General features: G+C 70.0%; 16 protein-coding genes and 1 riboswitch. Of the genes, 11 read left to right on the top strand and 5 right to left on the bottom strand.

Going from position 1 to position 20,968, the window contains the following annotated elements; translation table 11 throughout:
* Window positions 1–5 precede the first annotated feature (5 nt).
* Genes cbiE through AC069I_RS29305 form a run of 5 tightly spaced genes read left to right on the top strand, consistent with a single transcriptional unit; the run spans window position 6 to window position 6,782 of the window.
* Complete coding sequence (gene cbiE, locus AC069I_RS29325; RefSeq protein WP_478266862.1) at window positions 6–1,154, top strand: precorrin-6y C5,15-methyltransferase (decarboxylating) subunit CbiE; 1,149 nt, start codon at window positions 6–8, stop codon at window positions 1,152–1,154.
* Window positions 1,151–1,912 (top strand): precorrin-4 C(11)-methyltransferase, encoded by a 762-nt coding sequence (cobM, locus tag AC069I_RS29320; RefSeq protein WP_478226538.1) that lies wholly within the window; start codon window positions 1,151–1,153, stop codon window positions 1,910–1,912. Before cbiE ends, cobM begins: the two co-directional genes overlap by 4 nt.
* Entirely contained in the window at window positions 1,909–2,904 is a 996-nt protein-coding gene (locus AC069I_RS29315) for a Gfo/Idh/MocA family protein (protein ID WP_478235074.1), read from the top strand. Before cobM ends, AC069I_RS29315 begins: the two co-directional genes overlap by 4 nt.
* On the top strand, window positions 2,901–3,644 hold the full coding sequence (locus AC069I_RS29310; RefSeq protein WP_478266924.1) for a cobalt-precorrin-6A reductase: 744 nt from the start codon (window positions 2,901–2,903) through the stop codon (window positions 3,642–3,644). Before AC069I_RS29315 ends, AC069I_RS29310 begins: the two co-directional genes overlap by 4 nt.
* Before the next feature lie 33 nt (window positions 3,645–3,677).
* Window positions 3,678–6,782, top strand: a complete 3,105-nt coding sequence (locus AC069I_RS29305; RefSeq protein ID WP_478266861.1) for an arabinosyltransferase domain-containing protein — start codon at window positions 3,678–3,680, stop codon at window positions 6,780–6,782.
* A 98-nt stretch (window positions 6,783–6,880) separates the two neighbouring features.
* On the opposite strand, the gene helR is transcribed toward AC069I_RS29305, so the two are convergent.
* A complete protein-coding gene (helR, locus tag AC069I_RS29300; protein ID WP_478266860.1) occupies window positions 6,881–9,055 on the bottom strand; it encodes an RNA polymerase recycling motor ATPase HelR in 2,175 nt (724 codons plus the stop codon).
* Window positions 9,056–9,425: 370 nt separating this feature from the next.
* Between helR and AC069I_RS29295 the strand changes: the two genes are divergently transcribed.
* Entirely contained in the window at window positions 9,426–9,857 is a 432-nt protein-coding gene (locus AC069I_RS29295; protein ID WP_478266859.1) for a DNA-binding response regulator, read from the top strand.
* Window positions 9,858–10,031: 174 nt separating this feature from the next.
* Here AC069I_RS29295 and AC069I_RS29290 read toward each other — a convergent pair whose 3' ends face one another.
* From AC069I_RS29290 to AC069I_RS29280, 3 genes are read right to left on the bottom strand one after another with little or no spacing between them, the layout of a single operon-like run.
* Window positions 10,032–11,537, bottom strand: coding sequence for a precorrin-2 C(20)-methyltransferase (locus tag AC069I_RS29290; RefSeq protein WP_478266858.1), 1,506 nt, complete (start codon window positions 11,535–11,537; stop codon window positions 10,032–10,034).
* The gene (locus AC069I_RS29285) at window positions 11,534–12,157 is read right to left on the bottom strand and encodes a precorrin-8X methylmutase (protein ID WP_016332061.1); all 624 of its coding nucleotides are present in this window, start codon (window positions 12,155–12,157) and stop codon (window positions 11,534–11,536) included. The genes AC069I_RS29290 and AC069I_RS29285 overlap by 4 nt, the downstream gene beginning before the upstream one ends.
* Window positions 12,154–13,251 carry a precorrin-3B synthase gene (locus AC069I_RS29280; RefSeq protein ID WP_478266857.1) on the bottom strand — a complete coding sequence of 366 codons (1,098 nt, stop codon included), beginning with the start codon at window positions 13,249–13,251 and terminating at the stop codon, window positions 12,154–12,156. Before AC069I_RS29280 ends, AC069I_RS29285 begins: the two co-directional genes overlap by 4 nt.
* Before the next feature lie 115 nt (window positions 13,252–13,366).
* Here AC069I_RS29280 and AC069I_RS29275 point away from each other — a divergent pair, with 115 nt between their 5' ends.
* From AC069I_RS29275 to cobN, 5 genes are all read left to right on the top strand, one after another.
* Window positions 13,367–14,272, top strand: coding sequence for an ABC transporter ATP-binding protein (locus AC069I_RS29275; RefSeq protein ID WP_340685086.1), 906 nt, complete (start codon window positions 13,367–13,369; stop codon window positions 14,270–14,272).
* The gene (locus tag AC069I_RS29270; RefSeq protein WP_478266856.1) at window positions 14,269–15,120 is read left to right on the top strand and encodes an ABC transporter permease; all 852 of its coding nucleotides are present in this window, start codon (window positions 14,269–14,271) and stop codon (window positions 15,118–15,120) included. Before AC069I_RS29275 ends, AC069I_RS29270 begins: the two co-directional genes overlap by 4 nt.
* 3 nt (window positions 15,121–15,123) lie before the next feature.
* A complete protein-coding gene (locus AC069I_RS29265; RefSeq protein ID WP_478226547.1) occupies window positions 15,124–15,369 on the top strand; it encodes a helix-turn-helix transcriptional regulator in 246 nt (81 codons plus the stop codon).
* A gap of 25 nt (window positions 15,370–15,394) precedes the next feature.
* Window positions 15,395–15,613 carry a hypothetical protein gene (locus AC069I_RS29260; protein WP_478266855.1) on the top strand — a complete coding sequence of 73 codons (219 nt, stop codon included), beginning with the start codon at window positions 15,395–15,397 and terminating at the stop codon, window positions 15,611–15,613.
* 54 nt (window positions 15,614–15,667) lie between these two features.
* Window positions 15,668–15,742: riboswitch (cobalamin riboswitch) on the top strand.
* Window positions 15,743–15,795: 53 nt separating this feature from the next.
* Window positions 15,796–19,377 (top strand): cobaltochelatase subunit CobN, encoded by a 3,582-nt coding sequence (gene cobN / locus AC069I_RS29255; protein WP_478266854.1) that lies wholly within the window; start codon window positions 15,796–15,798, stop codon window positions 19,375–19,377.
* A 204-nt stretch (window positions 19,378–19,581) separates the two neighbouring features.
* On the opposite strand, the gene AC069I_RS29250 is transcribed toward cobN, so the two are convergent.
* Window positions 19,582–20,670 carry a dihydrofolate reductase family protein gene (locus AC069I_RS29250; protein ID WP_478266853.1) on the bottom strand — a complete coding sequence of 363 codons (1,089 nt, stop codon included), beginning with the start codon at window positions 20,668–20,670 and terminating at the stop codon, window positions 19,582–19,584.
* Window positions 20,671–20,968 lie beyond the last annotated feature (298 nt).

Below are 20,968 nucleotides of genomic sequence, written 5' to 3'. Positions count from 1 at the left end.
CTACCGTGACCGAGGTGCGCGAAAAATCACCCATGACGGTCGTCGGGATCGGGGCCGACGGCTGGCCCGGCCTGTCCGAGCGGGCCAAGGAAGCACTGCTCGGCGCCGACGTGGTCGTGGGCTCGCCGCGTCAGCTCGCGTACCTGCCCGCCGGGATGAAAAGCGAACCCTGGCCCAGCCCGCTCCTTCCCGGCCTGGACGCCTTCCTCGCCGAGCGGGAAGGCCGTGTCTGCGTGCTGGCCAGCGGCGATCCCCTGCTGTCCGGCATCGGCACGACGCTGATCCAGCGCGGCTACGACGTCGAGGTCCTGCCCGCGCTCTCCTCGGTCACGCTCGCCCGCGCGAAACTCGGCTGGCCGACGGAGGAGACCGAAGTGGTCACCGTCGTCGGCCGCGCGATCGGCAGGGTGAACCGCGTACTCACCCCCGGCCGGAAGATCCTCGTCCTCGGCGCGAACGCCGAAGACCTCCTTGACCTGCTCAAAGCCCGCGGTTACGGCAAAAGTCGCGTCACCGCGCTCTCCGACCTCGGCGGTCCGGACGAGCGTGTCGGCCCCGGCACGCTGACCGTGTTCGCCATCGAGGCCGACGGACCCGCGCTGCCGATGACCGGCCTCCCTGACGACGCCTTCGAGCACGACGGGCAGCTCACCAAACGCGACCTCCGCGCGTCCGCGCTGGCCAGGCTCGCGCCGACACCCGGCGAACTGCTGTGGGACGTCGGCGCGGGTGCGGGCAGCGTCGGTATCGAGTGGTCCCGCGTGCATCCCCTGAACCGGGCGATCGCGATCGAGCGGTCGCCGGAACGGGCCGCCAGGATCACCCGGAACGCGCACGCGCTCGGCGTACCGGAACTCGACGTGGTGATCGGAGCGGCACCGGAAGCCCTCGAAGGGCTGAGCAGGCCGCATGCCATCTTCCTCGGTGGCGGGTTGACCGTGCCCGGTGTGCTGGACGCCTGCCTGGCGACCGGCGCGCGGATCGTGGCGCACGGCGTGACCCTCGAATCCGAACAGGCCCTGGCCCGCGCGTACGGCGAGCACGGCGGGGAGTTGATCCGCGTCGCCGTCGAACAGGCGGCGCCGCTGGGTGGATTCACCGGCTGGACCCCGGCGCGGGTCGTCACACAATGGAGTTTTCGGAGCAAACCTTGACAGTGCACTTCATCGGCGCGGGTCCCGGCGCGGCCGACCTCATCACCGTGCGGGGCCGTGACCTGCTCGGCCGCTGCGAGACCTGCCTGTACCCCGGGAGCATGACACCGACAGCGCTCTTGGAGTACTGCCCGGACGACGCGGTGCTCATCGACACCGCGAACCTCGACCTGCCCGCGATCGTCGAGCGCATGGTCGAGGCCCACGAGAAGGGCCACGAGATCGCGCGGCTGTGCTCGGGCGATCCGTCGATCTACAGCGCCGTCGCCGAGCAGATGCGCCGCCTCGACGCGGCCGGCGTTCCCTACGACGTCACGCCGGGCGTCCCCGCGTTCGCCGCCGCGGCCGCGCTGCTCAAGCGTGAACTGACCGTGCCCGAGGTCGGCCAGAGCCTGGTCGTCACGCGGGCCCAGGCCCGGTCCACCGCCATGCCACCGGGGGAAACGCTGGCGAACTTCGCGCGCACCGGCACCACCCTCGCGCTGCATCTGGCGATCAACCGCGTCGAGCAAGTAGTCGACGAATTGCGGCCGTTCTACACCGACGACTGCCCGGCGGCGGTGGTGGCGCTGGCGAGCCAGCCCGGTGAGCAGGTGCTGCGCGGCACGCTCGGCACCATCGCGGCGCAGTCCCGCGAGGCCGGGATCAGCCGCGCGGCGATGATCTTCGTCGGGGAAGTCCTTGCCGCCGAAGGGTTTCCCGACAGTTTCCTGTACTCGGCCACCCGCGATCGCGCCAACCAACCGGAGTCGCTGTGAAGAACCTGCGCTGGGGCCTGCTGGCCGCCGGGACCATCGCCGCCGAGTTCGCGGCGGGCGTCGAAGAGAGCGAACACGGTGTCCTCGAAGCCGTCGCCGCGCGATCCGGTGACCGGGCGGCCGAGTTCGCGAGCCGCTTCGAGATCCCGAAATGCTATGGCGCCTACGAAGACCTGCTCGCCGATCCGGACGTCGACGCGATCTACATCTCGACGCCGCATCCGCTGCACGGCGAATGGGCGATCCGCGCGGCCGAAGCGGGCAAGCACATCCTGTGCGAGAAGCCGCTGACGATGTCCGTCGCCGAAGCCGAGAAGGTCATCGAAGCCGCCCGCGCGAACGACGTCTTCCTCATGGAGGCGTTCATGTACCGGCTGCATCCGCAGATCCGGCGGCTGGCCGAGCTGATCTCCTGCGGTGCCATCGGCGAGGTCCGCGCCGTGGACGTCACCTTCAGCTACCACTTCGCCGTACCCCGGCTCACCGATCCCGCGCTGGGCGGTGGCGGGATCTTCGACGTCGGCTGTTACTGCACGTCACTCGCGCGGCTGGTCTCGCAGGCGGCGACCGGGCAGGACGTCGTCGAGCCCGAAGAGGTGCTCGGGATGGCGAGGCTCGACGAGAACGGCGTCGACGAAGTCGCGTTTGGGCTCCTGCGGCTGCCCGGCGGGATCCTCGCGCAGCTGGCCTGCGGCTTCCAGCTGACGCAGGACGACCACATCCGCGTGTACGGCTCGGAAGGGCAGCTGTACGTGCCGAAACCGGCGTGGATCCACGAAATGCGCAAGCCGAAGACGTCGCAGATCGTCCTCACGCCAGAAGGCGGCGAACCCGAGGCGATCGAAGTCGAAGCGACTCAAGGCCTCTTCGCTCGCGAAGCCGACCACGTCGCCGCGCACCTCGAAGACCGCCAGGCGCCTGAACTCACCTGGGCGGAAACGCTCGCCAACCTGCGCACGCTGGAACGGTGGCGCGCGGCCGTGACGCGATGAAGCTGCTGATCCTGGGCGGAACCGGCGAGGCGCGCGAGCTCGCGAAGGAACTGGTGGCACGCGGCGAGCACGTCGTGTCCTCACTCGCGGGCCGCGTCGCGCGACCGAAGCTGCCGGAGGGCGAAGTCCGCGTCGGCGGCTTCGGCGGTCCGGCGGGTCTCGCGCGCTGGCTGACCGAGAACGACGTCGACGCGGTGATCGACGCCACGCATCCCTTCGCCGAACGCATCGGCTCGAACGCGGCCATCGCGACGCGGGAAACGGGAACACCGCTGCTCAGGCTCGCCAGGCCCGGCTGGACCGAACAGCCCGGCGACACCTGGCACTGGGCCGACGACCTCCACCACGCCGCGCGGCTGCTCCCGGCGCTCGGCGAACGCGTGTTCCTCACCAGCGGACGTCAAGGGCTCGCCGCCTTCGCCGGGCTGGATCTCTGGTTCCTGATCCGCTGCGTCGATCCGCCCGAGGCGCCACTCCCCCGCCGTCACGAAATCCTGCTGGACCGCGGGCCGTACACGGTGGAGAAGGAGCGCGCGCTCATGCAGCGGCACGGCGTCGAGGTCCTCGTCACCAAGGACAGCGGTGGCGAGATGACCGCGGCGAAGCTCACGGCGGCCCGTGCGCTCGGCCTCCCGGTGGTCGTCGTCCAGCGGCCGCGGCGACCGGAAACGGCCAGCGTAACGACAGTTCAGGGCGCTATAACCTGGTTGAGCGGCACGGCGAAGGGCAGCCCTGCGTAAGCCGTTCGGACCAGACCCGTTAGCGTTGCGCCGATGCGTCTGATCGCTGTCACGCTGGGGTTGCTGTCCGCCTTGTGCGCGTTGGCTTTCCCCTTCCTGCCGGTGGTGCAGGACACAGCGGAGGTCGTCTGGCCAACGGGCGGCGACACCCGCTCCGTCAACGCGCCCTTGACCGGGTACTGGGCGCAGGACCTGCGCGTCGATCTGCCGTGCACGACCGTCCGGTCGCTGGACGCGCGCTCGCAGGGCCAGGCGCTGTTGTTCTCCACCGTGCCCGACGGCCGCACCGACCCGCGCGCGGGCAAGGGCGTCGGGCTGCAGCTGCGGATCGACAACGGCGTGCTGCTCGCCTCCAGCCAGGGCCAGCAGATCGTCCAGCAGCCCCTCCCGGAGAAGAACTGCGATGTCAAGCTCTCGGCGGACGCGAACCAGATGACGCTGACCGTCGCCGAAACCGTCGTGTTCCACGCCGAGGGCGACGTCCGGCCGCGACTGGTCGGGATCTACTCGTCGATCAACGCGGCCAAGGACCCGATCGCCGGCCTGCACGTCTCGGTCGTCCCGGACACCCGCTACCAGACTTCGCCGACCGTGTGGAAGTGGATCATCGGCGTCATCGCGGCGCTGTCGTTCATCGGCTGCCTGATCGCGGTGTGGCGGATGGACTCCGGGTTCGCCCGCCGCGCGCCCCGCTGGGCGCCGGTCGGCTGGTGGCGGCTGACCGCCCGAGACGCGACGGTGATCGTCGCGCTCGGCGCGTGGGTGTTCATCGGGCCGGTCACCTCGGACGACGGCTACATCCTCACGATGTCGAGAGTGGCCGAAGAGACCGGCTACCTGACGAACTACCACCGGTGGTTCGGTGTCGCCGAGGCGCCGTTCGGCTGGTTCTACCACGTGTACCAGCTGATGGCGCACGTCAGCACGGTGCCGCCGTGGATCCGGCTCCCGTCGTTCCTGCTCGGCGTGCTGAGCTGGCTGCTGATCAGCCGCGAGGTCATGCCGCGCCTGGGCACGCAGGTCCGCACGAGCCGCGCCGCGGGCTGGGCCGCCGCCGCGGTCTTCCTGGTCTGGTGGATGCCGTTCAACAACGGTGTCCGGCCGGAACCGGTCGCCGCGCTGGGCTCGTTGCTGGCGATCTGCGCCGTCGAGCGCGCGCTGGTGACCCGCCGTCTGCTTCCGCTGTGCCTCGGGCTGACCGCGGCCGGGTTCACCCTGGCCGCGACGCCGACCGGGCTGATCGCGGTCGCGCCGTTCCTGGTCGCCGCGCGCCCGCTGTACAAACTGGTCCGCCAGCGTGCCGAGAACGGCTGGCTGCCGGTGCTCGCGCCGGTGCTGGCCGCCGGGCTGCTGGTGCTGGTCGTGGTGTTCGCCGACCAGACCTTCGCCACCGTGCAGGAGGCGACCCGGATCCGCACCCTGGTCGGCCCGAACCTGTCGTGGTTCCAGGAACTCGCGCGCTACCAGCTGCTGTTCGAAAGCCTGCCGGACGGCTCCGTGCCACGCCGGTTCCCCGTACTGCTGGTGCTGCTGTGCACCGGGACCTGCCTGGTGGTGCTGCTGCGCCGCGGCCGCATCCCCGGCGCCGCGCTCGGCCCCAGCCGCCGCCTGATCGGCACGGTCGCGTTGTTCTTCCTGCTGCTGGCGCTGACGCCGACCAAGTGGACGCACCACTTCGGCGCGTTCGCGGCGGTCGGCGCGGCGATGGCGGCGTTGACCGCGCTGGCGACCAGTTCGACGGTGCTGAGGTCCAGGCGCAACCGCGCCGCGTTCCTCGCCGGGCTGCTCGTCGTCGGCGCGCTGGCCGCGACCGGGCCCAACTCGTACTGGTTCGTCTCGAAACTCGGCGTGCAGTGGACCGCCGTGGCGCCGTCGATCGGCGGGATCCCGCTGTCGACGATCCTGCTGGTCGCGGCCGCGATCTCCGGGGTGTACGCGTTCGTGGAGAACGTCCGCGCGCACCGGCCGGGTCTTCAGGCGGGACCGCAGGAAGGGCGGAGCCGGTCGCTGCGGCTCGGTTCGCTCTCGCTGGTGGTCGTCTGCGGCCTGATGGCCACGGGCGAGTTCGTCAGCATGGCGTGGGCGATCCACAACCAGCAGGGTTCCTACAGCCTCGGCGCCGCGAACTTCGGGCACCTGTTCGGCAAGAGCTGCAACCTCTCCGACCACGTGATGGTGGAACGCGACGCCGCGACCAGCATCCTGCGGGCCCAGTCCGAACAGCGGACGGTCCCGGTGAAGAAGGAGGAGCCGCCCGCCGGGCAGACCCCGCCGCCGCTGCCCGATCCCGAGCAGGACAACGGCCGCGTGCAGACCGGGTTCCACACCCGCGCGATCGACGACAAGGATCCGCTGGCCGAACCGCCGCACGGTTTCAAACCCGACGAAGTCCCGATGTGGAGCAGCTTCCTCGACCCGGAAACGCGGGCCGGACGACTGCGCAGCGACTGGTACGCCCTTTCCGAGAAGCCAGCCGACGGCCAGATCGTGGTCGCCACCGCGGGCGCGGCCCGGCGGCCGACGTCGGTGAGCCTCGACTACGGCGTCAACACCAGCGAAGGGGTGAAGGTCGTCCGCAGCCAGTTCGTGCTACCGCCGGGCGCCGGGACCAACGGCTGGAACGACACCCGGATCAACCTGCGCGACCTCCCGGCCGAGACGACGTCCGTGCGGATCAACATCGTCGACAACGACCTCACCGAGGACGGCTGGATCGCCGCGTCCGCGCCGCGCGTGCCGACGTTCACCACGCTGACCGAGAAGATCGCTGGCAAGCAGGTGTACGTCGACTGGCCGGCGTCGTTCGTCTACCCGTGCGTGCAGCCGGTGACCTCGCACGACGGCATCTCGAAGATGCCCGACTACCGGATCACCGCCGGCGCCGTCGCCGACGAGGCGAACTGGGCGTCCAGCACCAACGGCGGCCCGATCGGCTGGCTCGAAGAGGTCGCGGCCGAACCCGAGGTGCCCAGCTACCTGATCGGCCAGCCGAGCCAGTCCTGGGGCCAGCTGCTGCAGGTGGAGCCGTTCACCGAGGGGATCGCGCCGACCATCGTCCACGGCGAGAAGGTCGTCCCCGGCTGGTGGTCGCCGGGTCCGGGGCCGCGGCAGCCGAACGGCAAGGACCCGACACGCTAGGCGTCACTCGCGTGCTTGAACCCGTGACTCGCGTGCTTGGAGGCGGAACTCGTGAGTTCCGGCTCCAAGCACGCGAGTGCGGTCTCTGATCACGCGAGTTACGGGTTCAGGCCCGCCAACGCGGGCGGCAGGGGGCCTTCGTGCAGGACGCCGAGCCGCTGCGTAGCGCGCGTAAGCGCCACATAGAGCTCAGCGGCACCGCGCGGGCCGTCGGCGAGGATCCGCTTCGGGTCCACGACGAGGACGGCGTCGAACTCGAGCCCCTTCGTCTCCGAGGCGGGCACTGTGCCCGGCACCCCGGGCGGGCCGATCACGACGCTGGTGCCTTCACGTCCGGCTTCGTCCTTGACGAACTCCTCGATGGCGCCCGCCAGCGAATCCGCGTCGACCTGCCGCGCCCACGGACGGACCCCGTTGGATCGCACCGATTCCGGCGCCCGGACGTCGGGCGCGAACTCGGCGAGCACCGACGCGGCGACGGCCATGATCTCCGCCGGGGTGCGGTAGTTCACCGTCAGCGACCGGTAGACCCAGCGGCCCGGCACGTACGGCTTCAGCATCGCGTCCCACGATCGCGCCCCGGCCTCGGACCGGCGCTGCGCCAGATCGCCGACGACGGTGAACGACCGGTTGGGAGAGCGCCGCATCAGCACCCGCCAGTCCATTTCGGACAGTTCCTGCGCCTCGTCGACCACGACGTGCCGGTACGTCCAGTCCCGATCGGCGGAGGCGCGTTCGACGAGGCTGCGCGTGTCGTGCTCCACGAACCGGTCGGCGAGTTCGTCGGCGAAGAGCAGGTTCTCCGCCGACAGCATGACGTCCTCGTCCATCTCCTCGCGGTCGAGCTTCATCGTGTCGAGCACACCTTCGGCGTACTCGGCCTCGGCCTTCTTCTCCCGAGCGAGCGCCTTTTCCGCCGCCTCGTCCGCCGCCTTGTCGCGACCGAGCAGGTCGACGAGTTCGTCGAGCAGCGGCATGTCCGACACCGTCCAGGCTTCGCCGTCGGCACGCAGCAACGCCTGGTCGGCGCCCGCGGCGCGAAGCCGCTCCGGGGACGAGAGAAGCGAGCCCAGCAGACTTTCGGGCGTCAGTATCGGCCAGAGCGCGTCGAGCGCGGTGGTGAACGTCTCGCTCTCCGCCAGTTCCTTCAGCAAATCCTTCCGCAGCCGCTCCCATTCGTCGCGGTCGTCCCGGCTGAGCCAACCGCGGCCGATCCGCGCGATCGCCCGCTCCGTCAGGACGTACGTGACGATGTCGGTGAACGTCCCCCGCGCCTCGTTGTGCGGCAGACCGCTCTTGCGCGCCTCGTCCCTGGCCCATTCCGCGGTCTCGGCGTCGATCCGCACGGTGACGTCGGCGAGGTCGATCAGCACCGGCTCCTCCGGCAGCCGCTGGCGATCGGCGACGGCGGCCTTGAGGACGTCCAGCATCTTCAGCGAACCCTTGAGCCGGGTGGCTTCCGGGCCGTCCTCAGCGGTGACGTGCTTGCCGGGGACGAAATCGCCGGTGGTCATGAACACCACATCGGTCTCGCCCAAGGACGGCAGGACCCGGCCGATATGGTGCAGGAACGCCGGATTCGGCCCGACCACGAGCACGCCGTGGCGTTCCATCCGCTCGCGCTGGGTGTAGAGCAGGTACGCGACGCGGTGCAGCGCCACCACGGTCTTCCCGGTGCCCGGCCCGCCTTCGATCACCAGCACCCCGGGGTGCTCGTGCCGGATGATCTCGTCCTGTTCGGCCTGGATCGTCGCGACGATGTCACGCATCCCCTCGCCGCGCGGCGCGTTGACGGCCGCGAGCAGCGCCGCGTCACCCTCCGCGTCGCCGCCGGGACGGCCGAACACCTCGTCGGTGAACCCGAGCAGCTCACGTCCGTGCGTGTGGAACTGGCGGCGACGGCGCATCTTCTCCGGCGTCGCCGCGGTCGCGGTGTAGAACGGGCGGGCGGCGGGTGCCCGCCAGTCGAGCAGCACCGGCTCGTAGTCGTTCTCCTCGTCGAAGAGCCCGATACGGCCGATGTACGAGGTCTCCCCCGCGAGACTGTCCAGCCTGCCGAAGCACAGCCCGTTGTCGACGACGTCCAGCCGCCGCGACTCCCTGGCCAGCGCCCGCACCTCGACGTCGCGTTCCATGGCCGTCCCGCCGGTTCCGCCCAGCGCCGCCTGGAACTCCCCCTTCACCCGCGCACGTTCGGCGTCCAGGCGCGTGTAGAGCCCGGCGACGTATTCGCGTTCGGACCGCAACTCTTCTTCATGACCCTGAGTTGACACAGACTCCCATTTCACCAGGTTTCGGCTACGGCGAGTGAGTTTGAGGCATGACCGGGGTCTTGTGGCAAGTCCCCCCATGCGCTATATGTTTATTACGGAGGGAGTTACCTTCGTTCACTTCTCGGCCCGTCGGGCCCTTTGTCCACAGGTCACCTCATGCCCAGGGTCGTTGGCGTTCTATCGAGCCGTAAGGCAAAAGGTGGCGGGTTGCGAAAGCCACAGCAACGTCAGCGGAGGCGTGGAGCGCGAGCCCCGGGAAATACCTCTCCCACTCTTCCCTCGTGATCCTCGGCGTCGCCAGACGGCAGATCTCCTTCGTCCGGACGTCCTCGTCCTGCCGGTTCACCCGCCCGGGCACGACGGGCTCGCGGTGACACGCGAAGTGGCTTCCCGCGTACTGGAAACCGCCATCCTGGTCCTGACCCCACCGGGCGACGGCGAACTCGTGGTCGCCGCGATGCTCGCGGGCGCCCGCGGCGTCCTGTCCCGGAGCGCGGGTCACGACGACCTGGTCCGGTTCATCCGGGGGGTGGCGGCGGGCGCCATCGTGTTCGGCGAGCGCGCCGCGGACCGGCTTTACGGCTTGCTGGCCGCTTCGCAGCCGATGCGGGCGTTCCCGCGGCTGACCTCACGCGAGCACGAGGTGCTCGACCTCCTGGCGGGCGGGCTGGAGATCCCGGCTGGGCTCGCGCCCAAGACCGTGCGCAACGTCGTCTCGTCGATCCACGCCAAGGCCGGTACGGACGACCGGGAGGTGCTGCTCGCCCAAGCCCGCAACGCGGGCCTCGGGCATCACTCGTAGGTGCGCGGCGTCCGCCCAAGGACGCGACTGTGTGGATTTTGGGGCGTTGGATGACCAGAAATCCACACAGTGCCCGCCTGACCGGTCCGGTCACGACGGACACCCCTCACCCGCGGTGACACTCACCCGTCCCACCAACCACGCCGAGTGGTCAAATGCGGCGAAGACGCGCGATCACTCGTAGGCGCGCGGCGTCCAGACCACACCGTTCTCGGCCCTGGTCTTCGACGAGCCGATGATCAGCAGGCAGCGCATGTCCACTTCCGACGGCTCCAGCGTGCCGAGGGTGACCACGCGGACGTCCTCCTCGGGGCCGCCGACGTCGCGGGCGACGACCACCGGTGTCTCCGGCGCGCGGTGCCGGAGCAGGACGTCGCGGGCCTGCGCGAGTTGCGTGGTCCGCGTGCGGGACGCCGGGTTGTACAGCGCGAGCACGAGATCCGCCGCGCCCGCCGCGTCCAGCCGTCGTTCGATGATCTCCCATGGTTTGAGCCGATCGGACAGCGAAAGCACGCAGTAGTCGTGGCCCAGCGGCGCGCCGACCCTGGACGCGGCCGCCTGCGCGGCGGTCACGCCGGGCACGATCCGCACGCGGGCTCCCGCGCCGTGACCGGCGGCGACCTGCTCCAGCACCGCCGACGCCATCGCGAACACGCCGGGATCACCTGAAGAGACGACGGCGACCTTGGCGCCGTTCGCGGCCAGTTCGAGTGCTTCGACGGCGCGTTCGGCCTCGACGCGGTTGCCCGACGCGTGCCGCTGCTGGCCCGCGCGCTGCGGCACTCGCGCGACGTACGGGCCGTAGCCGACGACGTGCTCCGCCGCGGCCAGTTCCTCGGTCGCTTCGGGGGTCAGCCAGCCGGGACCGGCCGGCCCGAGGCCGACGACCACGACTTCCCCACCGGTGTGCGTTTCCTGCTTCCTGGCGGCTTCGGGTTCGTCGGCGAGCCGGGAGGCGTAGGCCGGGCTGGGCAGCAGCGCCAGCGAGAAGTACGGCACCGAATCCGGATCGACGTCCGCGAACGGCTCGACGCGCTGCGCCTGCCAGGTCGCGCGTTCGACGTAGAAGGCGTCGTCCAGCTTCCCGGCTTCGGCCAGCGCCTCGCGGACGTTGCCGAACGTGCGCCCGAGTTTGAGCACCGCCGCGGCCTGCGTGTCGGCCAGGCGTCGCGCGAGCTCCGGCGCGGGCAGCGTGCCGGGCAGGATGGTGAGGACCTCGTCGCGCTGCACCAGCGGGCGGCCCAGCACCGAGGACGCCGCGCTGACCGACGTCACGCCCGGCACCACGGTCGCCTCATAGCGGTCGGCGAGGCGTTCGTGCATGTACATGTAGGAGCCGTAGAAGAACGGGTCGCCTTCGCAGAGCACGACCACGTCACGTCCGGCGTCGAGGTGCTCGGCGAGCCGTTTCGCGCTCAGCTCGTAGAAATCGGCGATGGCGCCTTCGTAGCCGCCGGGATGGTCGGTGGTCTCGGTGGTGACCGGGTAGACCAGCTTCTCCTCGATCTGGCCGTCCCGCAGATACGGCTCGGCGACCGAACGCGCGATGCTCCGGCCGTGCCGCGCGCTGTGATAGGCGATGACGTCGGCCTCGCCGATCAACCGGGCGGCCTTGACCGTCATCAGCTCGGGGTCACCGGGTCCGAGCCCGACACCCCAGAGTTTTCCGAGCCCGCTCATTCGACCTCACTCGCCATCGCGTTGATCGCGGCGACGGCCATCGCGCTGCCGCCACGGCGTCCGTGCACCACCAGGTACGGGGCGGGTGCCCGCTTCGCGAGCTCCACTTTGGACTCGGCTGCGCCGATGAAGCCCACCGGGACGCCGATGATCGCCGCCGGGGCGCCGACGCCCTCTTCGAGCAGTTCCAGCAGGCGGAACAACGCGGTGGGCGCGTTGCCGATCGCCACCACCGAACCGGGCAGCTTGTCGCGCCACAGCTCCAGCGCGGCCGCGGACCGGGTGGTGCCCATCCGCTCGGCGAGGCCGGGCACCTTCGGATCGGACAGCGTGCACAACACCTCGTTGGCGGCAGGCAAACGTTTGCGGGTCACCCCGGAGGCGATCATGTTCGCGTCGCACAGGATCGGCGCGCCCGCTTCGAGCGCGGCGCGGCCGGATTCCACCACGTCCAGGCTGTAGCGGAGATCGTCGACCAGGTCGACCATCCCGCAGGCGTGGATCATCCGCACGGCCAGCACCGCGACGTCGTCGGGCAGGATCGCGAGATCCGCCTCCTCACGGATGGTGGCGAACGAATGCCGGTAGATCTCGGCCCCGTCCCGGATGTAGTCGATCACTGCTGCCCCTTCAATTCGGCACTGTCCTTCTCCGCCAACGCCTTCGCCAGCTCGCCGACCGGGACGAAGGCCCCGTCGACCAGATAACCGTCTTCCGTCGCGAGCACGTCGACGTGCTCGCGCGCGGGTTTGCCGCAGCGCCGTTCACAACCGGCGAAATGGGCTCTCGGGGTCCGCCCGACCCGCGCCGCGTCGGCCCGCACGTCGGCGAGCGACTTGGCACAGCCCGGATGCCCGATGCAGGCACTGATCCCGAGCGACGGCGCGTCCGGATCGGTGATCAGCCCCGTGTTCGCCGCCAAGCGGCCGAGGACCAGGATCGATCGCCACGGGGTGACCACGGCGTTTCCGGCCTTCGCGATCTCACGCGCCTGGGCCGAGGTGAGCCTGCCGAAGACCGGGGCGACCCCGATCGCGTCGCCGATCGGCCCGATCGGGAGGCCCGGGTCCACCTCGAACTTTCGCGGTTCCGTCGTTTCCCCCGATATGCCCTTGAGCAGCGGCTCAGTATCGGCGAGTTCGCTGATCCGCCAGGCCGTTCCCCTCGCGCGAAGGAACGCGCGCGCGACAGCGAGCAGCGTCTCGACGGCGCGCTCCGCGGCGACCCGCAGGCCGGTGTCCTCACCGGCGAGCAGCACGGCTCCGTCGCGCCAGCAGACGTCGGCGCCTTCGCCCGCGACGTCGCCTTGGCCGCCGTCGAGGGCGAAGAGGAAGCGTCCCGGGAGTTCGGCGAGCTCAGGAACGGCGCACAGCGCCTTGTCGAGGGCCGAGGCCAGCTTTTGCGCGGTATCGCTCAACGGCGACGCGAGGATGTTGCGGACGCGTTCGTGCGACGGCGAAGGCAGCAGCCCGGCCGCGGTGAGCCTGCCTGCGAGACCGGGCCGGGTGACGCCGCGCAGCTGCACGTTGCCGCGGGAGGTCAGGTGGAGGGCGCCGTCCCCGAGGTCGTCGGCGGCATCCGCGAGCGCGCCGAGCTGGGCCGAGGTGATGGCGCCACCGGGCAGCCGGATCCGGGCGAGCGGACCGTCGGCGGCGTCGTGCGTGGCGAAAACACCAGGGCACGCGTCGGCTCGGACACGTGCGCTCGTGGACATGCGCTCACTGTAGATGGCCCATCTTTTGAATATGCACCGTCTGCGAGAGTATCCCTCAGACCGAATGTAGTAGGTGTGCTACATTCGGTCGCAGCACTGAGATGGGGGTGACCAAATGAGAGATCCACACGACGTGATGATCTCCGTCAAAGATCTCCGGATGCGGTACGGGACGAACGACGTCCTCCACGGCGTCGACTTCACCGCGCATCGCGGCGAGGTGATCTGCCTGCTGGGTCCGAACGGCGCGGGCAAGACCACGACGATCGAGATCCTCGAAGGCTTCCGGATGCGGTCGGAGGGCGAGGTCAGCGTGCTGGGCACCGACCCGGCGCACGCGGACGAGAACTGGAGGGCGCGGCTGGGGGTCGTCCTCCAGGCCTGGCGCGACCACGCGAAATGGCGGGTGCGCGAGCTATTGGAGCACCTGGGCGGCTATTACGCGCCGTACTCCACGGACCGCATCAAGCGGCCGTGGGATCCGGACGAGCTGGTCGCCGCGGTCGGCCTGACCGAGCACGCGGACAAGAAGGTCCGGATGCTCTCGGGCGGGCAGCGGCGACGGCTCGACGTCGCGATCGGCATCGTCGGCCGTCCGGAACTGCTGTTCCTCGACGAGCCGACCGCCGGACTGGACCCGGAGGCGCGGCGCGAGTTCCACGAACTCGTGCACCGGCTGACCGATGACGACGACACGACGATCCTGCTGACCACGCACGACCTCGACGAGGCCGAGAAGCTGGCCGACCGGATCCTGATCCTGAACCACGGCCGCATCGTGGCCGACGGTTCGGCCGACGCGCTGAGCAGGCAGATCGCCGGCGAGGCCGAGGTGCGCTGGACGCTGGACGGTCAGCGGTTCGTGCACTCGACCACGGAATCGACGAAGTACGTGCACGAACTGTTCAAGCAGCACGGCGACGCCATCGGTGACCTGGAGGTCCGGCGGGCGTCGCTCGAAGACACGTACATGACCCTGGTCCGCAAGGCCGAGTCCCTGGAGGCGGTGGGCGCGCGATGAACACGATTCAGCACAGTGTCCGGCTGGGCATCCGGCGCGGCTGGCTCGAAGCCCGCCAGATGATGACCAACCGGGAAGACCTCTTCAACACCTTCCTCTTCCCGGCGATCTTCGTGATCGTCATGTTCTTCATGCGCGGCGCGAAACTGCCGGGCACGGAGTTCTCGCTCGGCGCCGCCACCGTGCCGAGCGTGCTGGGCGCGTCGATCGTGTTCAGCGGCATGCTCGGGATGGCGGGAGTCCTCGCCGTCGAACGTGAAGACGGCACGCTCCTGCGCGCCAAGGCCACCCCGAACGGCATGATCGGCTACCTCGTCGGCAAGGTCGTCACGGTGTCGTTGAACACCGTCATCGGAATGCTGCTCGTGCTGATCCCCAGCCTGATCCTGTTCGACGGCATCGCGCCAGGCGGGCTGACGTCGTGGCTGGGCCTGCTGTGGGTGCTGGTGCTCGGCCTGCTGGCCACCATGCCGATCGGCGCGATCTTCGGCTCGCTGACCTCGAACGCGCGCAGCATCGGGCTGATCATGCTGCCGACACTGGGGATCGGCGCGATCTCCGGGATCTTCTACCCGATCACCGCGCTGCCGGAATGGCTGCAGTACCTCGGGCAGGTGTTCCCGATGTACTGGCTCGGCCTCGGCATGCGGTCGGCGCTGCTGCCGGACTCGACGGTGATGGTCGAGATCGGACAGTCGTGGCGGCCTTGGGAGACCCTCGGCGTGCTGTCGGTGTGGTCCGTGATCGGATTGACGCTGGCTCCGGTCGTCCTGCGGCGCATGGCGCGGCGCGAGTCCGGGTCCTCGGTGGCGGCACGACGGGAAAAGGCGATGCAGCGAATTGGCTAGCTCATGAGCGAGGTCGTTTACAACCGGATCGCGATGTTGCGGGCGGAACGGGGCATTTCCCGCCGCGAACTCGCCGATGCGCTGGGCGTGCACTACCAGACCATCGGCTACCTCGAGCGCGGCGAGTACAGCCCGAGCCTCTACCTCGCCCTGCGGATCGCGGAGTTCTTCGAGGTGGCGGTGGAGATCATCTTCTCCACCGCCCCTTTCCCGCGGATAGGTGACACTTCGTCGGAGCGGTCGGCGTGAGTCTTGCCCCGGGCACCTTGTCAGGGTGACCGGACCGATCACGCGCGACTGTGTGGATTTCGGGTCATCCAACGTCCCAAAATCCACCCAGTGCCCCGCCAACGGCCTGGCGGCGGTCGACGTCCTGGCCGTGCCGCACGCGGACGTCGAAGGCACCGGCGTGGAGCTGGTCAGCCGCCACCAGGGCCAGGTGCTCACCCACGTGCGGGGTTACGACTCCGCCCCCGGCCGCACATCACCTTGACTCCCGCCGGACCGCACCGGAGAGTGAACCGAAGAACCCACGCGTCGGCAGGTGGAGGAACCCGGTGAGAGTCCGGGGCGGTCCCGCCACTGTCACCCCTCCTCGGCGAGGAGGGGAAGCCAGGAACTCCGGCCGGCGCGACCGCACGACCCGGGGCGCGGACACCCCGAGTGAGGAATGCTGTGATCCTGCTTCTGTCCACTTCGGACACCGACCTGCTCAGCGCCCGGTCCAGCGAGGCCGAGTACCGGCTGGCGAACCCCGCCCGGCTCGATCTGGCCGAGCTGCCCGCCCTGCTCGACGGCGCCCCGATCGTCGTCGTCCGGATCCTCGGCTCCGAACGCAGCTGGCAGGAAGGGCTCGACACGGTCCGCGCGAGCGGCGCGCACGTGGTGGTCCTCGGTGGTGAGCAGACGCCGGACGCGCAGCTCATGAAGCTGTCCACGGTCCCGGCGGGTACGGCGGCGGAGGCACACGCGTACCTCGCGCAGGGCGGGCCGGAAAACCTCACCCAGCTGCACCGCTTCCTGAGCGACACGCTCCTTCTGACAGGTGACGGCTTCGAGCCGCCCGCGGTGCAGCCGCTCTGGGGTGTCCTCGAGCGCGCGCCCAAGACCACCGAGGGTCCGGTCATCGCGATCCTCTACTACCGGGCGCATCACCTGTCCGGCAACACCGAGTTCGTCCATGCCCTCTCCGACGCCGTCGAGGACGCCGGGGGCCGCGCGCTCCCGATCCACTGCGCGTCCCTGCGCACCCGCGAGCCGGAGATGATGGCCGAGCTGGCCAAGGCCGACGCGCTCCTGGTCACCGTGCTGGCCGCCGGTGGCACCCGGCCGTCCGAGGTCGGCGCGGGCGGCGACGACGAGGCGTGGGACGTCGCCGAGATGGCCGCGCTCGACATCCCGATCCTCCAGGCCCTGTGCCTGACCAGCGACCGCGAGACCTGGTCCGCGAACGACGACGGCCTCTCCCCGCTCGACGCCGGCAACCAGATGGCCGTCCCCGAGTTCGACGGCCGTCTCATCACCGTCCCGTTCTCGTTCAAGGAGATCGACGACGACGGCCTGCCCAAGTACGTGCCGGACGCCGAACGCGCGTCGCGGGTCGCGAAGATCGCGCTGGCCCACGCCCGGTTGCGCCACACTCCCCCGCCGGAACGCCGTATCGCGCTGATGCTGTCCGCGTACCCGACGAAGCATTCCCGCGTCGGCAACGCCGTCGGTCTCGACACGCCCGCGTCCGCGATCGAACTGCTGCGCCGCATGCGCGATCAGGGCTACGACCTCGGCGAGAACCCGTTCCCCGGTGTCGAGCCCACCGGCACCGACCAGCCGGACGGGGACGCGCTGATCCACGCGCTCATCGCCGCGGGCGGCCAGGATCCGGAGTGGCTCACCGAGGAACAACTGTCCGGCAACCCGATCCGCGTCCCGGCCGACAAGTACCGCGAGTGGTTCGCCGAGCTGCCCGCGGAACTGCGCGAGGGCATGGAGGAGCACTGGGGCCCCGCTCCCGGCGAGCTCTATGTGGACAACGGGGACATCGTCCTGGCGTCGCTGCAGTCCGGCAACGTCATCCTGATGATCCAGCCGCCGCGCGGATTCGGCGAGAACCCGGTGGCGATCTACCACAACCCGGACCTCCCGCCGAGCCATCACTACCTGGCCGCGTACCGCTGGCTGGAGGAGGAGTTCGGCGCGCACGCAGTCGTCCACCTCGGCAAACACGGTTCGCTGGAATGGCTTCCCGGCAAGACCGCCGGTCTCTCCGACTCCTGCGCGCCGGACGCCGTCCTGGGCAACCTGCCGCTGATCTACCCGTTCCTGATCAACGACCCGGGTGAGGGCGCGCAGGCGAAACGGCGTGCGCACGCCACGATCGTCGACCACCTGATCCCGCCGATGGCCCGCGCCGAGAGCTACGGCGACATGGCCCGCCTGGAGCAGCTTCTCGACGAGCACGCCAACATCGCCGCGATGGACCCGGCCAAGCTGCCCGCGGTCCGCGCGCAGATCTGGACGCTGATCCAGGCGGCGAAACTCGACCACGACCTCGGTGTCGAGGAACGCCCACATGACGCGGAGTTCGACGACTTCCTGCTGCACATCGACGGCTGGCTGTGCGAGGTCAAGGACGCGCAGATCCGCGACGGCCTGCACATCCTCGGCGCCGCACCGGAAGGCGAGGCACGGATCAACCTCGTGCTCGCGATGCTGCGCGCCCAGCAGATGTGGGGCGGCAAACAGGGCGCGGTCCCCGGTCTGCGTTCCGCCTTGGGGCTCAAGGAGAACAGCGACGCCCCGCTGTCCGAAGTGGACGCCATCGAGCAGAAGGCGCGGTCGCTCGTCGAGGCGATGGAGGCCAGGGACTGGTCCCCCGACGCGGTCGCCGAGGTCGTCGCCGACGTGCCGGAACACCAGGAGGTCGCCCACGTGCTGACCTTCGCCGCCACCGAGATCGTGCCGCGGCTGGCGGGCACCGGCGCCGAGATCGACGCCGTGCTCCACGCGCTCGACGGCGGCTACATCCCGGCCGGGCCCAGCGGTTCTCCCCTGCGCGGCCTGATCAACGTCCTGCCGACCGGCCGCAACTTCTACACCGTGGACCCGAAGGCCATCCCGAGCCGTCTCGCCTGGGAGACCGGGCAGGCGCTCGCGGACTCGCTTCTCCGCCGCTACAAGGAGGACACGGGCGACTGGCCGCGTTCGGTCGGTCTCTCGGTGTGGGGCACGTCGGCCATGCGCACGTCGGGGGACGACGCGGCGGAAGTCCTTGCGCTGCTGGGTGTCCAGCCGATCTGGGACGAGGCGTCGCGACGGGTCACCGGCATCGAGGCCATCCCGCTCGCCGAACTCGGCCGCCCGCGTATCGACGTCACGGTGCGGATCAGCGGGTTCTTCCGCGACGCCTTCCCGCACGTGATCACCCTGCTGGACGACGCCGTCCGCCTGGTGGCCAATCTCGACGAGCCGGACGAGGAGAACTTCGTGCGCGCCCACACCCGCGCGGATCTGGCCGCGCACGGGGACGAACGCCGGGCCACCACGAGGATCTTCGGCTCCAAGCCCGGCGCGTACGGCGCGGGCCTGCTGCCGCTGATGGATTCCGGGAACTGGCGCGACGACAAGGATCTCGCCGAGGTCTACGCGGTCTGGGGCGGCTTCGCCTACGGCCGCGACCTCGACGGCAGGCCCGCGCGCGAGGACATGGAGAACTCGTACAAGCGGATCGTGGTCGCGGCCAAGAACACCGACACCCGTGAGCATGACATCGCCGATTCCGACGACTATTTCCAGTACCACGGCGGGATGATCGCGACGGTCCGCGCGCTGACCGGGACCGCGCCCGCGTCCTACGTCGGCGACAGCACCACCCCGGACGCGGTCCGCACGCGCACCCTCGGCGAGGAGACCGCCCGTGTCTTCCGGGCCCGCGTGGTCAACCCGCGCTGGCTGGCGGCGATGCGCAAGCACGGCTACAAGGGAGCTTTCGAGCTGGCGGCGACCGTCGACTACCTCTTCGGTTTCGACGCCACCGCCGGGGTGGTCGGCGACTGGATGTACGAAAAGCTCACCGAGTCCTACGTGCTCGACGAGGTCAACCAGGAGTTCCTGCGCCAGGCCAACCCGTGGGCGCTGCGCGGCATCATCGAGCGGCTGAACGAGGCGGCCGATCGGGGGCTCTGGGCGGAACCGGACGCCGACCTTCTGGCTCAGCTGCGCGAGGTCTACCTCTCTTTGGAGGGCGACCTCGAATCCTGACTTCACCCGCCGGAGCAGCGCCATGGCACTCCCGGCGGTACCACTGTCGTATGCGCAGAACTTAGCGTGACAAGTGCGGTGGGACGTCAAGGATCGGGAGGACAGCGATGATCAAGCGTCTGTTGAAGGTCGTGCTTCGCCACGGTTGCTGCTCGGCGTGCACCGGTCTGGGCTGCGGCTGCTGCGACGCCTGCAAGTAGGAGTTCAGGGGCGGACACCCGGGATGTGGGTGTTCGCGCGGCGGACGTCGGCGGCGAGGGCGGGTACCTCGATCACCCGGCGTCCGGCCTCCTCCAGCGTTTCGGCGCCGACGCAGTCGACGAACACCGACGGCTCGCGCCAGGCGAAGACGACGCGCGGGATGCCGGCGTCGAGGATGAGCTGGGTGCAGCTTCGCGGATGAGACGTCCGCGAGCTGCATGGCTCCAGCGATGTGTACATAGTCGCCTCCGCCAGCCTCGGATCTCCCGGTTCGAGTTTGGCGAGGGCGGCTTCTTCCGCGTGGTTGGCGGGATCCCCGTCGCCCGAATAACCGGTGGAGATCACTTCACCGTCTGCCGCGGCGATCACCGCGCCGACGCGGAACGTGCGCGGCGGGCAGTTCTCGGCCAGGGCGATGGCCTCGCGCAGCCGCAGAATGTCCACTTCGGATGGTTCCGGAGTCGCGTGGTACTCCAGTACGGCGATGTCGCCCAGCCTCGTCGTTCCGGTCAGGGTCAGCCCACGCGGGAAGGCCCCTGGGCCGACGAACCGCGGCGCGCGCGTGTCGCCGACGAAGAACGGCGCGACGGCCAGGTGCAGTTCGTCGACCAGGCCTTCGGTGAGGAACTGGGCGTGGATCGCGCCGCCACCTTCGACCATCAGCCGCCGGACGCCGCGCGCGTGGAGATCGGCCAGCATCGCGCGCAGATCCACCAGCTCGACGACGGTCGCCTTCACGCCCGTGACGACGCCGGGTGGCGCGTAGACGAGCTTCTCGGTGTCGCCGACGGTGAAGAACTGAGCCGCCGGATCGAGTGACCCGCTCCGCGTGAGGGTGACCTTGACCGGCTGTGCCGGACGTCCCTCCGCGACCCGCCCGGCGACCAGCTCCGGTGAGCGGACCAGCAACCGGGGATCGTCCGCGCGGACCGTGTTCGCGCCGACGAGGATCGCGTCCGACGCGGCGCGCAGACCGTCCACCCTGGCCCAGTCCTCCTCGTTGGACAGCACCAGCCGGGTGTCGCTCGCGTCGTCGAGGTAGCCGTCGAGCGAGACCGCGGCGGACAGCAGGACATGGGGGCGTTCGGTCACGCCGCCAGTATGCCCCGGCCGGTCGCGGGTCGCTGAGGCGACAGACCGTGTCTCGGGGCGGTGGGGCTTGTGCCAGGTCCGCCGTTGCCGGAATTCGGCAACGGCTGGGCGTGGGATCCGGGCCTCCGGTGATCGAAGTCGGCACACCGGAGCCATTACCGAAATCCGGCAATACGAGACGCCCTCATACCAAGGACAGCGCTCAAGAAATCCTACCTGCGCACTGATTACCACTACCGGGCGAACATCGCCAAGCGCGCACATCCCAGATTTCCCTTGCCACGACCAGCATTACCGA

The sequence above is a fragment of the Amycolatopsis sp. NPDC043885 genome (genome assembly GCF_056435685.1).
The sequence above is the reverse complement of the archived record's forward strand: the minus strand, read 5'-3'. Positions and strand labels throughout refer to the sequence as shown.